Source organism: Roseibium algicola, assembly GCF_001999245.1.
Taxonomy (GTDB): domain Bacteria; phylum Pseudomonadota; class Alphaproteobacteria; order Rhizobiales; family Stappiaceae; genus Roseibium; species Roseibium algicola.
Map to the genome: position 1 here is coordinate 5,908,660 of NZ_CP019630.1, position 12,985 is coordinate 5,921,644.

At 56.5% G+C, this 12,985-nt stretch carries 14 protein-coding genes and 2 tRNA genes; 7 read left to right on the forward strand and 9 right to left on the reverse strand.

The window, feature by feature from the left end; all coding sequences use genetic code 11:
* Positions 1-25 precede the first annotated feature (25 nt).
* From B0E33_RS27365 to B0E33_RS27375, 3 genes are read right to left on the reverse strand one after another with little or no spacing between them, the layout of a single operon-like run.
* Complete coding sequence (locus B0E33_RS27365; protein WP_022998820.1) at positions 26-787, reverse strand: glycosyltransferase family 2 protein; 762 nt, start codon at positions 785-787, stop codon at positions 26-28.
* Positions 784-1,695, reverse strand: a complete 912-nt coding sequence (locus B0E33_RS27370; RefSeq protein ID WP_062488857.1) for a phosphatase PAP2 family protein — start codon at positions 1,693-1,695, stop codon at positions 784-786. Before B0E33_RS27370 ends, B0E33_RS27365 begins: the two co-directional genes overlap by 4 nt.
* On the reverse strand, positions 1,679-3,496 hold the full coding sequence (locus tag B0E33_RS27375) for an ArnT family glycosyltransferase (protein ID WP_077292964.1): 1,818 nt from the start codon (positions 3,494-3,496) through the stop codon (positions 1,679-1,681). Before B0E33_RS27375 ends, B0E33_RS27370 begins: the two co-directional genes overlap by 17 nt.
* A 193-nt stretch (positions 3,497-3,689) precedes the next feature.
* On the opposite strand from B0E33_RS27375, the gene B0E33_RS27380 reads away from it, so the two are divergent.
* Together B0E33_RS27380 and B0E33_RS27385 are read left to right on the forward strand one after the other, a co-directional pair.
* Positions 3,690-4,526, forward strand: a complete 837-nt coding sequence (locus tag B0E33_RS27380; RefSeq protein ID WP_208997723.1) for a phosphodiesterase — start codon at positions 3,690-3,692, stop codon at positions 4,524-4,526.
* Positions 4,526-5,074: a CAP domain-containing protein gene (locus tag B0E33_RS27385; protein ID WP_077292965.1), complete on the forward strand. Its 549-nt coding sequence runs from the start codon at positions 4,526-4,528 to the stop codon at positions 5,072-5,074. The genes B0E33_RS27380 and B0E33_RS27385 overlap by 1 nt, the downstream gene beginning before the upstream one ends.
* Before the next feature lie 151 nt (positions 5,075-5,225).
* Here the strand turns inward: B0E33_RS27385 and B0E33_RS27390 are convergent, their stop codons facing one another.
* On the reverse strand, positions 5,226-6,599 hold the full coding sequence (locus B0E33_RS27390; protein WP_077292966.1) for a YcaO-like family protein: 1,374 nt from the start codon (positions 6,597-6,599) through the stop codon (positions 5,226-5,228).
* A gap of 284 nt (positions 6,600-6,883) precedes the next feature.
* Here B0E33_RS27390 and B0E33_RS27395 point away from each other — a divergent pair, with 284 nt between their 5' ends.
* Positions 6,884-7,174, forward strand: coding sequence for a hypothetical protein (locus B0E33_RS27395; RefSeq protein ID WP_077292967.1), 291 nt, complete (start codon positions 6,884-6,886; stop codon positions 7,172-7,174).
* Positions 7,175-7,254: 80 nt separating this feature from the next.
* The gene (locus B0E33_RS27400; protein WP_055654042.1) at positions 7,255-7,542 is read left to right on the forward strand and encodes a hypothetical protein; all 288 of its coding nucleotides are present in this window, start codon (positions 7,255-7,257) and stop codon (positions 7,540-7,542) included.
* On the opposite strand, the gene B0E33_RS27405 is transcribed toward B0E33_RS27400, so the two are convergent.
* On the reverse strand, positions 7,534-9,528 hold the full coding sequence (locus B0E33_RS27405; RefSeq protein ID WP_077292968.1) for an AfsR/SARP family transcriptional regulator: 1,995 nt from the start codon (positions 9,526-9,528) through the stop codon (positions 7,534-7,536). The genes B0E33_RS27400 and B0E33_RS27405 overlap by 9 nt on opposite strands.
* Before the next feature lie 180 nt (positions 9,529-9,708).
* Between B0E33_RS27405 and B0E33_RS27410 the strand changes: the two genes are divergently transcribed.
* Positions 9,709-9,963 (forward strand): hypothetical protein, encoded by a 255-nt coding sequence (locus tag B0E33_RS27410; protein WP_022998829.1) that lies wholly within the window; start codon positions 9,709-9,711, stop codon positions 9,961-9,963.
* A gap of 192 nt (positions 9,964-10,155) precedes the next feature.
* Here B0E33_RS27410 and B0E33_RS27415 read toward each other — a convergent pair.
* Positions 10,156-10,232 (reverse strand) — tRNA-Arg (locus tag B0E33_RS27415).
* Positions 10,233-10,468: 236 nt separating this feature from the next.
* Positions 10,469-10,774 carry an ETC complex I subunit gene (locus tag B0E33_RS27420; RefSeq protein WP_022998830.1) on the reverse strand — a complete coding sequence of 102 codons (306 nt, stop codon included), beginning with the start codon at positions 10,772-10,774 and terminating at the stop codon, positions 10,469-10,471.
* Positions 10,775-11,122: 348 nt separating this feature from the next.
* Here B0E33_RS27420 and B0E33_RS27425 point away from each other — a divergent pair, with 348 nt between their 5' ends.
* Entirely contained in the window at positions 11,123-11,371 is a 249-nt protein-coding gene (locus tag B0E33_RS27425; RefSeq protein WP_055654038.1) for a hypothetical protein, read from the forward strand.
* A gap of 87 nt (positions 11,372-11,458) precedes the next feature.
* Positions 11,459-11,965 carry a hypothetical protein gene (locus tag B0E33_RS27430; protein WP_077292969.1) on the forward strand — a complete coding sequence of 169 codons (507 nt, stop codon included), beginning with the start codon at positions 11,459-11,461 and terminating at the stop codon, positions 11,963-11,965.
* Here B0E33_RS27430 and B0E33_RS27435 read toward each other — a convergent pair.
* Positions 11,937-12,647, reverse strand: a complete 711-nt coding sequence (locus B0E33_RS27435) for a hypothetical protein (RefSeq protein ID WP_055656487.1) — start codon at positions 12,645-12,647, stop codon at positions 11,937-11,939. The two genes, B0E33_RS27430 and B0E33_RS27435, sit on opposite strands and share 29 nt — an antisense overlap.
* A 231-nt stretch (positions 12,648-12,878) precedes the next feature.
* Positions 12,879-12,955 (reverse strand) — tRNA-Pro (locus tag B0E33_RS27440).
* Between the last annotated feature and the right edge of the window lie 30 nt (positions 12,956-12,985).

A 12,985-nucleotide genomic window follows, 5' to 3' on the forward strand; every position in this document is an offset into this window, starting at 1 on the left:
TTCTCCACCCGGATTGGGGCATTAATCAGGTCAGTGGCCGAACATCCGGAATTTTTTTACGGCGGCGGCGCAGCCACCACACTCCGAACAGATCCAGCACACCGACCAGCGCCCTGTCAAAGATCCCGTATTTAGACGTTCCATGGCGCCGCTGCCGGTCCTGAACGTCGATATGGGTGACACCGTAACCCTCGCGGATCACGAGTGCGGGCAAGAACCGGTGCCAGCTGTCGAAGTATGGCAGTTGCAGGAACACTTCCCGGCGCAGGGCCTTCAGGCCGCAACCGCTGTCACGAGTGTTATCCCGCAGGATCGCGCCGCGCAGCTTGTTGGCAAACTTCGACGCATAGCGCTTGGCCAGGCTGGCCTTGCGGCCGAGTCTTTGCCCGGCGGCAAGAGCAACTGCCGGGCCGGCAGCGTCGAGAGCGTCCAGAAGCGCCGGAATATAGGCGGGGTTGTTTTCGCCATCGCCGTCTATGGTCGCGACGACGTCGCCCCTCGCATTCAAAAGACCAGTGCGCACCGCGCAGCTCTGGCCACAGGACTTCTCGTGCCTGACCGGCCGCAGCCAGTCATGGGTTGCCGCGTAATCCTGCAACACGATATCCGTGCCGTCGGACGAGCCATCGTCGATGACGATGACCTCGAAACGCCTGCCCTGCAATGCTGCCTCGATTTCATCCAGCAGGATGGGCAGGTTTTCCGCTTCGTCCTTCGCGGGAACCACGACCGTGACGGCGAGCGCGCCCTTGCTGGCCGCAACAGCTTCCAGATAGCTTTGTGTCATGCGCTTGTCCGTTCTGTCGTGTCTGCCGCAGGGGCCTCGGCTTCCACACGGTCGGCGCCACGCTGGCCGCGCAGAACCTGCCAGACAGCCCGCACACAGGCCTTGGCAGACAGGACATTCATGTTGGGTACAATCTTTCCGGAGGAAGACAGGTGAAAGCCGATCCGCCGCCGGGCCATGGCACGAACCGTGAAAAAGGTGAACGTCATCCCCAATAGCGTACCTGCGATGACGTCGCTGGGGTAATGCGCCCCGACCATGACGCGGCTGAACGCAAGCCAGAAGCCCGCAACAATGATCAGCCACCGGTAGGCCGGGAAAATAAAGGCCAGCGCAGTTGCAAGCGCAGCGACAGTGGTCGAATGACCAGAGGGGAAACTGGTGAAGGTGCCGTCGAAGGCCAGAAAGTCGAAGCGGACCGGACCAACTTCCTCGTAAAGCTTGGGACGCGCCCGGCCGAGCGACCACTTGAATGCTATGGCCAGAAGCCCCGTCGCGGCGACTGAATAAAAGATGAAGGCCGCATAAGTGAACACTGCGCCGATTGCCATGCGCAGGCGGAATGCGTAGCGCCCGGCATCCAGCGCCAGCAGAAACAAGCAGCACAGACCGGTAGAAACGAGGATCCAGTCGGCCTTGCCGATATCGGTAAAGGTTCGGAAGGCGGCCCGGTATTCGCCCGGGAGGGAGCGCAGCCACGGATAGGTCGGAACATCGAACGCAACGACTGCAATGCCAACCGTCAACAAGAGGACTGCAAGGATATCCTGCGGCCGCTGCCCGGGAGGAAGCGGATCCCTGTTGTGGCGCGCACGTTCCCTGCGACCGGAAAACAGTATTGCAGCCCGCCGAGAATTCCCGCGCATGCGCGCCAGAACATGCCAGACAAATTTACTGCTGTTGCTCATTGCCGTCTTCTGAAACCGTCGTCGGCACGGACTTCTCATAAAGCCCGATATCGACATCGTCCCCGCCATTGATATTGAGGCCGTCTACCCTTTTTACAGCCTCCGGCACAAGACCAATCTCCTTTGCGGCGGCCAAAAACGCGGCTTCTTCCCGGCTTTCTATTGCCGCGATACGGCAGGTAGCTGGATTCGCGGCTTCATCGGCAGCAAGAAAGGCGGCGGCATCCTGCGCGGAAACGATCTTTGTCGTCGTGCCTTCAAGGAATATGAAACTGGGTTCGTGAAAGCCGGTGGTCACGACCAGACGGTTCGACTTGTCTGCACAACCGGGGATTTCGTCCATGGCCGCGACAAGGCGCGGACTGACCCAGATCGGCGTAAGAGCTGGGCCGACAAAGCCCCAAAACCCGATGCTGACGCAAATCGCTGTCAGGCAGATGGCGGGGAAAGCATAGAGCGCCGGTCCACGCAGAACCCGGGATGCTGCCGCAATCGCAAAAACAGCTCCCACTGCAAGCAGAACGGATCCGGGAGGTGACGGCCAGACACCCAGGGCAAAAGGACCGGCAAACGCGGCGACGGCCAACCCCAACGCAGGCACCGCCAGCAGCACTGCCGCTACCCAACGCAGCCACGTTCTCGTCGTGGCGCCAGCCCCCTCCATCAGCGCAGCAGCAACAGGAAGTGCTAGGGCAGGCAGCAGCGGCATTGTGTAATGCGGAAGCTTCGTTGCAACCAGTTCGAACACGATCCAGCTTGGGACGAACCAGGCGACGGCAAACGTCACCAGCGGACTTTTTCGTTCATGCCAGATGAGCGGCAAGGCAATCACGAAGAATGCAGGCAAAGGCCAGAATATGCCGAACATCGCCCCAAGATGGGTAAGCGGGGGTGCTCCATGACCTTCCTGCCCCTGCCCGACCTTGCCAAGCAGATCCTTGCCGATGGCTTCAGTAAAGAACGTTCCGTCCGTCGCGATCCAGATTGCCACGAACCAGGGTGAGACGAGCAGCACGAACCACAGCAGACCCGCGATTGGCGCCGTTCCCTTGAACCATGCAGCTTTCCGTTTCATGGCCATGAGGCCAACAACCGTAAGGCCAATCACCATGGGTCCAACCGGCCCCTTGATGAGCACACTGCCCGCAAGTGCAGTCCAGAACAGGAACCCAAGACCCCATAGCCGCTTGTCCGGATCCTTCAACCAGACCCGCGCCAGGGCACCTTGCGCTATTATGATCATTGCAAACAGCGCGGCATCAGTTTTTGCCAGTCGCGCCTCGACGCCGACAATGATCGCCAGCGCCACGAAACCTGCCGCCAACAGCGCACCGGCAGGCCCCATGAATGCCCGTGCAAGCCAGAAGGTTGCCAGAACGCTGATTATCGAGGCTATGACGGAAGGCAGTCGATAAGCCCAAAGCGGAGCGTCCGCCCCCTGCCCTGTCAGCTTTACGGCAGCTGCCTGAAGCCAATAGATCCCGACTGGCTTTTTGTGACGTGCCTGATCCTGAAAACGAATGTCGATGTAATCGTTCGTTTCCAGCATCTGCTTGGTTGCCTGGGTAAAACGCGGTTCGTCCCTGTCCAGCGGAGGTACCGTCCATTGACCTGGTACGAACAAGGCAAGCGACAGGAGCAACAGAAGGAACGGTGCAGTGATGTCGTGGCCGAAGATATGCAACCAGACCGGTTTTCGAACCGGGGCAGCCGACGGGCTATCCACCTTGTCCTTGCGTTCGGATTTCTCGGTTGCCTTGCCTGCCGCCTCGGGCTTCTGATCGTCGCGCGTGTCCGACATCAACTTTCTGTCCAGTTCCTGCGTCCGGTGTCCTGCGCCCGGTGTCCTGCGTCTGGGCGGTCGCCCCTGCCCGCCCGTTTCTGAACGCTTCTCCTACATGAGCTTTTCAAAAAGGGAAACTAGTGCTTGCCCTCTTCGAACGCACGGTTATCGTCCGGGCAGATGATCCACCTGACGAGTCACAAGGTTTTCCATGACATTGATTGCTCATATGACGGACCTGCATTTGCGTCCGCGAGGTTTGCCCTGCTATCGCGTTTCGGACACCAATATGCTCGCCGAGCGCGCGATCAAGTCGCTGAAGAGTCTCACGCCGAAACCTGATGCTCTCGTTATAACCGGCGATATAACCGACAGAAACGATCCAAGGGAATACGCGCTCGCCCGCTCCATCCTCTCGCGCGTCGACATGCCTGTCTATCTTGTGCCCGGGAACCACGACGGCACAGAAGTCATGCGCCGCGAGCTCGGCAGCTTTCCAGGTCTTTCAGGCAGCCTTGAAGACAAGATCTGCTATACGGCGGACATCGGCGACATCCGCCTGATTGCGCTGGATACCCATATTCCGGGTGATCCGCGTGGTCGGCTCGGTCAGGCACAGCTTGACTGGCTCGACAGCCGGCTGCGCGAAAGCGCCAAGACAACGCTGATCGCCCTCCACCACCCGCCTGCACTTTCCGGGATCCGACACATGGACGACATCGGACTTGTGGATGCCGATGCGCTTGCAGAAGTTGTTTCGCCGCACCGGCATGTTGCGCGCTTCCTGTGCGGTCATCTTCACCGTCCGATCATCGCGAGCTTTGCCGGAAAGGTGATGACGCTTGCTCCCAGCACCGGACACCAGGTCGTCCTCGACCTGACGGAAGACGGTCCCGCCATGTTCAACTTCGAACCCGCAGCCTATTTTCTCCACTATCATTCGCCGAAAACCGGAGTGGTGTCACATATGGCCTACGTGGAAGCGTATCCTGGCCCGTACCATTTCTTCGCCGATGAAGGCGTCGTCTGGCCGGGAGATGAAACCTGATGTCCGTAATCGCCCTGCCCAAACGCCTCCTGGCGCTGTTGCTGCTTGGCCTTTTCGCGGCCTCCCTCAGCGCCTGCGGCGCTTTGCCGGGAAAAAGCGACCTTGAAGACAAGACAGTGCTGACGGACCAGCCGGTCGACAAGGCGCAGATGCTGTCGATGATAAACGCCTACCGGCAGCAAAAAGGCCTGCCCGCATTGCGCCACGACCCGGAACTGGATGTCGTTTCCCAAAAGATGGCACGCCATATCGCCGAGCGCGACAGTATGGACACCTGGGCTCACAGTGCCTTCGGTCTGTCACAACGGCTCGACAAGGCAGGGTACGCAAATTACGCAGGCGCGGAAAACCTGGGGGCGGGATACGCTGATCTGGCAGCAGCCTTCCGTGGCTGGCAAGGCTCAGAAGGCCACAACAAGAACCTTCTCAACCCCTACGTGACACGGGTAGGTATTGCCAGAACCAACCGCAACAATGGCAAATGGCGCAATTTCTGGGTGATGACACTGTCCCGCCCTTATGCGGACGGCCGACCGACCGTCCGATAACAAGGCACCTGGAAAAAGGGCGGAGCCAAGCTCCGCCAAAAGGCTTCTTCCAGAGATCGAATGACCCAGTTGTCATCCGGACGCCTCGCAAACAAAACATGAATGCTTGGCTCATATTTTATTAAGGCCGGCGCATCAGCCTGTCAATCGTTCAAAAGGGAAATGGTCGGACGGCAAATTCGGCTTCGGACGCGGGGACGTCTCGCAAACCACGCTCTACTACCCCGTCGAACAACCTTTTTTTGCCGAACTTTGGCTCCCAACTGCATAGCTCAGGGGACAACAGCTTGACGCAGGGAATTGCAAGGTCTTGGCGGGTCGCATCAAACTCCCAGAGGCTGATCCCGCGGTCGAAACAACCCTGAAGCAGGGTTTCAAAAGTCGAGGTCTTCTCCAGAACCTCAAGACGGGCGGCAACCGCCCCCCGCAAAGGCAGATCCTCGAATATCACGCGCTCTCTGGCATACGCCAGCTGCCTGGGTAGCGACCTCAGTGCTTCTTTTGTGCCGTGACTGGCGGGATAGGATTTGTCCATCAGAGACAGCGCGTTTTCCGATTGCAACATTTCCTGAATTGCACTGGTGCAGGCCTGTGCGGTGTCCCAACCGGCGGATGATCCAAACGCACACCCCCGGCCGTAACCGTCATGAGAGACACAAATCACCACCTGGACCGGCAGGTCCGTGTCGACGTGCAAGAGCTCCCATTCCCGAGGCTGGTCATCGAGATATTGGACCAGATCAGGAGGGAGCATTTCCCTCACATAGCCTTCAGGTAGAGAAGTTATCCCCAGGCGGTTGTACCAGGCCTGCGCAACTGCATCACGCTCTACAAGCTCAAGAAGCGCGCGCGCGCGCGCTCCCTCAAGATCATGCCAGACAGCGCATCCTGCGCTCGAAGCAAAGGGCAAACGCAAGCCGGTAACGTCATCGGCTTCGTTAAACAAAATTCCCAAACTAAGGCACTGCGCCTCTTCATCAGTCTGCAGATTTCGCAACCGGACACGCCTGGCTGAAAGAGAAGACCAGTCTGAAGAGTTGACGCGTGAAAGATCCCGTCCGAGACGGAGCCTGCCGAGAGCGACACTTGCCTGGGCTTCACTCAATCCAAGCAATCGACCAAAATCTACCTGAGGTTGTTTTTTGTCGTAATTGAAAATCCTATTGTCACTAATCCCGATACTACAAAGGGTTAGCCTTTCGGAAAGCTCCCCAATACAACTAATAGCTGCAATTGATGCGATATCCCCCTGTCCACCGGCAGGAATTGGTGCCCCTGCAGCAGGTACTTCATTTGCATCAGTTTCAGATGACTTGAGCAACCCGGTGCAAAAATGCACCGGGCATCCGGGGCGTGTCATCGGGACCAGTCTTGGGGAGAATGACGAAAGCAGCTTCAGGAAAAGACGAAGGTCCGGCTCCAGCAAGCGCACACGATCTCCCTCAACGCCCGGCTCCACCGCTATCAGGCCCAAACGCGACAGGTCCGCAAGTACGTCGTCCGCAAATCCACTTTCAACGATCATAGAAGAGACACCGCCGCCAACAGTGAGGATGCGGGACGGCTGCTTATGTTTTGATATGGCAATTTACTTCGCCTCACCCTGCAATTGCACACAACGTAGATTAACAAAACTGCCATTGAGCGAGTTCATTTCCTCGTTCTACATTCTATTCGAAAGCAGTCGATCAGTAGTAAACAGTCTCAATACATAACTATTTACTAAAGTTTGACCGAATTTCAAAAAGCCAGGTGACCATCCCACCACCAGGCAGGACACATTGCAACTCAACCTATCGGAGGCTCATAATGCACGCTGACACAACTTCCCGGACTGAACTGGAAATTGGCGCGAAACTTGGCGCGATCATTCAGAACGCCACAGCACGTGAGCGGCTGGTTGCCAACCCGGCTGAAGTCCTGGCTGAAGTTGGCATCAACTCCGATGCCGCAATCTTCGCCGACACTGCTGACCTCGTCCATCTCGTGATTCCTGCACAAATCGACGCTGAACGCGTTGCAGCCGGCGATGAAAGCTATTTCGAAGAACTCGGTAAAGCAGCTCTCGGCAATTGCTTTTACGAAGACGTCCCGGAGTAAGCCGGTAAGGTCGTCACGATACGTCTCCGGCCTTCTTGCTTCGCGCAGGAAGGCCGTCGTTCTTTCCGATTGGGGTAACGATGGCCAGATTTCCCTACTACCAGAGCAACGTCAAAGACCTTGGCAAACTTATCGCCAGGGCAGCGATCGACGAAAACTTCCGACGCGAGCTCGAGCGAGACCCATTAGCTGCAATTTCCAATATTGGCCTGCCGAAAGAGACGGTGGCGCTCATGCGGTTCAAGATCGTCGATCAGAAAAACAATCCGAACGCCGTAGCTCTTCCTTTTCGTCTGAACGAAGAAAAGCTGAACAGCGCCAACGAGGAGTATCTGAAAGCTCTGTCTTCGACGTTCGCGCTAAATTGAACCGGAACCGTCGAACAGGAACCGCTGCACCAAGGCTGCGCCCTTGTCGAAATCGTTTCGCACTTTCTCGTTCTGGAAGAAATTGATCTTCTTTCTCCAGCTTTTGGGGTCCTGCGCAAGCTCGGGAGAGTTTTTCAGCAAGGCAGCACGGTTTTCACCAAAGCGTTCAAGCGTGTGCATGGCTTCTTCTTCTCGCCCGGCACAGACCAAAGCGGCCACACGAGTGGTCAAGCCACTGATACCAACCCCGGCGCCCCGCTCTATCTGCTTTATCGCGCTGTCGTAGTCTTCCGCGGCAAAATAGATGTTCGCCAGGTACTCGTAGAAAACGCGGGGCACAAACGCGAAGAGAGAAAAAGCTCTTTCGGCCGTAACGCGCGCTTCGTTGATGTCGCCGGAAAAAGCCAGGCCCTCGGCAACGGACATCAGGTTGGCTGGATCAGCCGAGCTCAGACGTCCGGCGTTCTGGAACGCTCTTCGCGCCTCGTCAGGCATATTAGACAGAATAAGTGCCCAACCATAAACACGCTGATTGACCGCCTGCCAGGGGTCAAGCCTGATCGATTTTTCAGCAAGGTTCAGAAGATTGTTTTCTTCACCGGAAAACGTCTTGTCCATGAGCGGGAAATGCAGTTCCTGCTTCATGATGATCGACGCCTTGCCAGCATACGTCATCGAGAACGAACGATTTGTGCGCTCCAGATCATCCAGCAAGCGCATCGCTTTTTCGTCGGATTGCGGCGTGAAATCCCACAACAGGGCTTCAGCCTGACACCAACGGGCGAAAACGGATGTTTTCGCGGGGTTTCTTAGTCTGCTGGTCGCGTGGTTATGGATGCGGCTCACAATCTGGCTCGCAGCCGGCACCAGACCGTCCCAGTATTGCAGGTCAATTATCTCGTTAAAGACAATCTGACCGTTGCCCCTGTCCTCGAACTGGACAACCACTTTGCCCGATCGCTCGTCATGCCGGAACCTGAGCAGATAACAGCCAAGTTCGTGACCTTCCATCAAGGTTGGACGTGGCACGTTTTCTTCGCCGAAATACTCAGATTCAAACAGCTCGAACGACCGAAACGAAGAAAGGCCGGAGACGATTTCCTCTCTCAGATGGATCGCGTCGTTCAGCCCCTTTTTCAACAGGGATGACGAGACAATGGAAATTTCTGGCAAGGGAACGAAGTCATCGTAATTTGGCAGGAACCCTCGGTTTCCACCGCTGTTGCCATCACTTCTTCCAACCGGCACCGGAGAAGGTTCGACCTCCGATACGATCAGCAGCTTCCGCGTCTCTTCATCAGGCTCAGCATCCAGATGGAGCCGCATTTCCCTTTCGCAGGATCTGAGCTGCTGTTCGGCGCGCTCGGGCTGACCCAGATTCATGTAGAGACGAATAAGAACGCGATGGGCCGCCTCAAACGCAGGATCGAGCTTCAGGACAAAACGCGCCCCGGCCTCTGCCTGCACACCCCCGTCTTCCGTGGATATCCTGTTCAGATGCTTGAAGGCGGCGCTGATGAGTTCTGAGCGCACCCGTTCACGCTCGACCGTCAGCCACTCGGAAAATTCAGAATCGATATCGTCGTAGCCGGTCAGGAACTCGCCGCGCCACAGTTCCCCCGCATTGCGGAAATCCGCTGCCTGCCCACGTTCCAGAAGCGTATTCATGGCCATGAGATCAGACGCAAACGCCGATGGGTCGAGTTGAATGTGACCTGGCGCTGAGCGCACTACATCGATACCGGCCGTTTCTTCGGCGCTCTTCAACTGGCGCAATGCCTGACGCAAGGATTGCATTGCCTTGTGGCGGTCTGTCCCGCTCCAAAGCAAATCCGCCAGTGCTTCCCGGGGCGACGCCATACCGCTCATGCGGCTCAGATAGCCCATGATCGCCAGAGCCTTGCGGGTCTTGACCGCCACAGGTTCCTGGTCGCTATCAAGGAGCAAAGGCCGCCCAAGGCATGCAAAGCAGGACGCGATTGCCATCAATTCCCCGTATTTGAAATGCACGCTTCAGCCGTCGCCTTCGCGCAACCGCGAATATCACGCAACCTGAAACACAACAGCACCTTATCACGCTCATTTCACGCTGCAACAGCATGCTTTAATCGGATGGTCACAGCAGCGACGCTGCAATCGGCAAATCAAATACTGGTGGGTAGTAAAATGTCTAAGACCGTTAGCAAATCGGACCGCACTGAACTCGAGCAGGAGCCTGCAATCGAGGCGATCAAGCGCATGATCCGCTACACGAAAAAAGAATCGGACAAGGACGGCCGTACGTTCTGTTCCTATTTCCTGGATATGGCTCTTCAGTCCCTGGAAGATGGTTCCGAGGACGTGGACATGATCCTCAAAACAAAGATCACGCCGCTCATGGTTGGCCAGAAGGTGGAATCGGGAAAGTCCGAGACGCTCTGACCTTCAGGCGAATCGCGGTCTAGAAACACCGCCGTGCTCCTATATTGCAGGGGCCGGCGGTTTTTGTTTTTTGCAGGCTTTTTCCAAGTACCTGACTTGAACATCCAGTTTAGGACATCTGCACGGCAGGAAGCCTTTCCACGCATGGTAGAGGCATCGAAGCTCAGGACTTATTCAAAAAAATCAGGGAGATGGCGACTCCGGCAGGATTCGAACCTGCGACCATTCGCTTAGAAGGCGAGTGCTCTATCCAGCTGAGCTACGGAGCCAATTTCTCAGGAACGCAAACCGTTCCCAGATGAGACTATCAGGCAGTATCTCTGAGGCCTGCCAGACGTTCATGCAAACTTGGATCGAGACCAAACGTCCGGAGGCAACCCGATCCGGCGATCGCCTCCACTGCCCTAATGCGTCAAAAACTCGGCTCGTGTCGATTCGAAATCGGCGCTTTCAACAGACAATCCGATCTCTTGCCGAACAGGGCAGAAGAGCCGAACGTTCTTGTTCAGTGGGTCCAGGGCGCAGACCGGTTGAATTTGAAATTGTCCGCATAGGCAGACCCGCGCACTTTGCGTTCCTGGGCTTTCTCAACCCTGTGCGGAATGCCATGGCGCTTCGCATATGCGACAGCTTCTTCAGAAGTCTCGAAATAGAGCCGGATTTGCTGCTTCATGTCGGAAGACGACGTGTAGCCCATCAAAGGTTCGACGGACTTGGCGACCTCCGGCTCGTAATCCAGCACCCATCTCTGGGTTTTCGCCTTGCCTGACTGCATGGCGGTTTTCGCCGGACGGTAGATACGCGCAACCATGTGACAGTGCCCTCAAGTCTGAATATGTGAGATGCAATTCCTTACAGCAGCTTTTTCCCGCCTTTGCCGCCGGTGTCAACACCGATATTGGCCGCAACCCGCAATCTTCGGTTCGTCGGCGACTCATTTAACAGCACAAGTATGTATTAACGGTGTTGGTGGAGAGGCGAATTATGACATTCACGTAACATGACATGGAGGCGCAACTCATGCTATTAACTACCCTAACGTGAACTTGTCTGGAAGACGCCGATTTTCGGAACGCAGTGCAGGTTCAAAAAATACAGAATCGCAGGGCCGGACAGCCTGAAAGGGCCGATCCAAAGATCAAAACGATAAGGCTTTGACATGCATTACGAATTTCTGAAAAGACTGGAAGGGTATGTTCCGGAACATGTTCGGCCGGTTACCAGAGCGCCGGAAAAAATTGCGCCGGTCGAACTGAAAGCGGCGATCGACGACGCCAATCTCACTGAAATGTGGGACATGATCCTGACGCTGGACTATTCGGTATCCGACCCCACCGATCTGTCACCGGAAAAACGCGACGAATTCCTGAATGTCATGTCGCTGTTGTTGAAAGCCTTCGACCGGTAGAAATGGTTATTGGCAAACGGCGAAAGATTTGCGGTGTCGCTGGTCGTTTTTTGCCGGATGGAACAAATCAAAACATGAGAGAGGACCGTGCTAACACGCCCTGATACTCATTTTTCGGAACTCGGCACACAGGCCATTGAAAAAGGGCTTGCCGACCCGGCTGTGTCTGCGTTCTACGACAGCATCATGTCGACCGATGCGGTTCAGATCCAGCAATGCCTGAAACCGTTCCTGCCTCATTTGAGCCTTTGCTCGGACAAGATGCCCGGCAACGCTCCTCCTCCGATCTTCTATGTCGGTAAGGAAAGTGGGCAGCGACACCTGTTCGGCGAAGACTGGGCAAGCCCGGCGACACCCGCTTGCGGTCTGCGCACACCTGATCCGGACCTGGAGAAGGCTTCGGCGGAAGGTTATCGCAAGGCATTGGAAGGCACGCCTTATTACGGCTACGCCCACACGAAAATTCAGGTCAATGGCGAATTCTATGAAGTTGCGTTCGAGCGGTTGATCGTCGCCGTGCGACCTTCGTTGCAATCCGATCTTCGCTTCTGCGCCTACCTGGGTGTCATTCAGGATCTTCAGCGGACGTCCTGAGGATAAGTTTTACAAGGCCGTGTAGATCGCTTCTGGTGGCATAGACCAGCCAGTCATCCGGCCTGATATGTCCAGGCGCAATCTCCCAATGCGTTCCGCGTGGCACGAACCTGCGGTAACCGACCCGGATGCCAAAGCCTTTTTCTGCGCTTTTTGCAGCCATCAGGCCATAGAGATAATCCGGCGACCACTTCAATAGTGAGAGCAGAAACCCCAACTGGGTCAAAGGCTCGGCAAGGCCCTGCCCCCGGATGTCCCGTCTCAGCCAGAGATTGCCGTGATAGACGATACGCCCGCGCATGAAATAGGCGTCATGCGCGTGCTCTGTCCCGAAGCGAACCTGAGGGTTTGGATCGACAAAGATCCTGCGTTGCTGCTGGTGCCAGTGCTCGGCAAGGCTCCTGTCTTTCAGGTCTTCCACCTTTGCAGCTTGCACAGACACGACGTTACCATGGCTGTTGACGGCCCCTACCCAGAACGCAGTCGTCCCGTGCAGGTCGAAAAACCGCGGTGAAAAATCTTCCATCAGGTATTTGTCTTCGGTGCTCCGGACGGTCTTTTCGAAAAGCGCAAAATCCGCGCTTTCCTTCAGAGAAAGCCCGGCCTTTTCAATTCTGGACTGCAGCACGGCTATCGCCGCCGATACATCCAGCGTCGCCTGGTCGTCAGGATCCGGTATCATCAGCCCCATCCGGCGCGGCCTGCATGCCGTCGCAAGCGGCGTCACTCCCAAAGGCATTGGAAACGCCCGTCTGACCAGTCTGTTATGCGGCGATAAGTTGCACAAGACACCAGCGTAGCTTGGCCCTAGTTATCCCGGCCTTTAGGCACGGAACCACAGCAAGCGCATGGATTTGCATTGCAAAGTCCCAAGTCACGCGCACCGCATCACATCGATTTTCAGGAGAATGAATGGTCGGGGCAGCAAGATTCGAACTTGCGACCCTCTGGTCCCAAACCAGATGCGCTACCAGGCTGCGCTATACCCCGAACAGTTGATGCGCTCGGATTTATAGGCCA

Excerpts from the sequence above, each read along its gene's own strand:
- B0E33_RS27365 (WP_022998820.1), bottom strand. The coding sequence starts at position 787 with ATGACACAAAGCTATCTGGAAGCTGTTGCGGCCAGCAAGGGCGCGCTC.
- B0E33_RS27375 (WP_077292964.1), bottom strand. The coding sequence starts at position 3,496 with ATGTCGGACACGCGCGACGATCAGAAGCCCGAGGCGGCAGGCAAGGCA.
- B0E33_RS27385 (WP_077292965.1), top strand. The coding sequence starts at position 4,526 with ATGTCCGTAATCGCCCTGCCCAAACGCCTCCTGGCGCTGTTGCTGCTT.
- B0E33_RS27370 (WP_062488857.1), bottom strand. The coding sequence starts at position 1,695 with ATGAGCAACAGCAGTAAATTTGTCTGGCATGTTCTGGCGCGCATGCGC.
- B0E33_RS27410 (WP_022998829.1), top strand. The coding sequence starts at position 9,709 with ATGTCTAAGACCGTTAGCAAATCGGACCGCACTGAACTCGAGCAGGAG.
- B0E33_RS27420 (WP_022998830.1), bottom strand. The coding sequence starts at position 10,774 with ATGGTTGCGCGTATCTACCGTCCGGCGAAAACCGCCATGCAGTCAGGC.
- B0E33_RS27425 (WP_055654038.1), top strand. The coding sequence starts at position 11,123 with ATGCATTACGAATTTCTGAAAAGACTGGAAGGGTATGTTCCGGAACAT.
- B0E33_RS27390 (WP_077292966.1), bottom strand. The coding sequence starts at position 6,599 with ATGATCGTTGAAAGTGGATTTGCGGACGACGTACTTGCGGACCTGTCG.
- B0E33_RS27405 (WP_077292968.1), bottom strand. The coding sequence starts at position 9,528 with ATGGCAATCGCGTCCTGCTTTGCATGCCTTGGGCGGCCTTTGCTCCTT.
- B0E33_RS27395 (WP_077292967.1), top strand. The coding sequence starts at position 6,884 with ATGCACGCTGACACAACTTCCCGGACTGAACTGGAAATTGGCGCGAAA.
- B0E33_RS27400 (WP_055654042.1), top strand. The coding sequence starts at position 7,255 with ATGGCCAGATTTCCCTACTACCAGAGCAACGTCAAAGACCTTGGCAAA.
- B0E33_RS27435 (WP_055656487.1), bottom strand. The coding sequence starts at position 12,647 with ATGATACCGGATCCTGACGACCAGGCGACGCTGGATGTATCGGCGGCG.
- B0E33_RS27380 (WP_208997723.1), top strand. The coding sequence starts at position 3,690 with ATGACATTGATTGCTCATATGACGGACCTGCATTTGCGTCCGCGAGGT.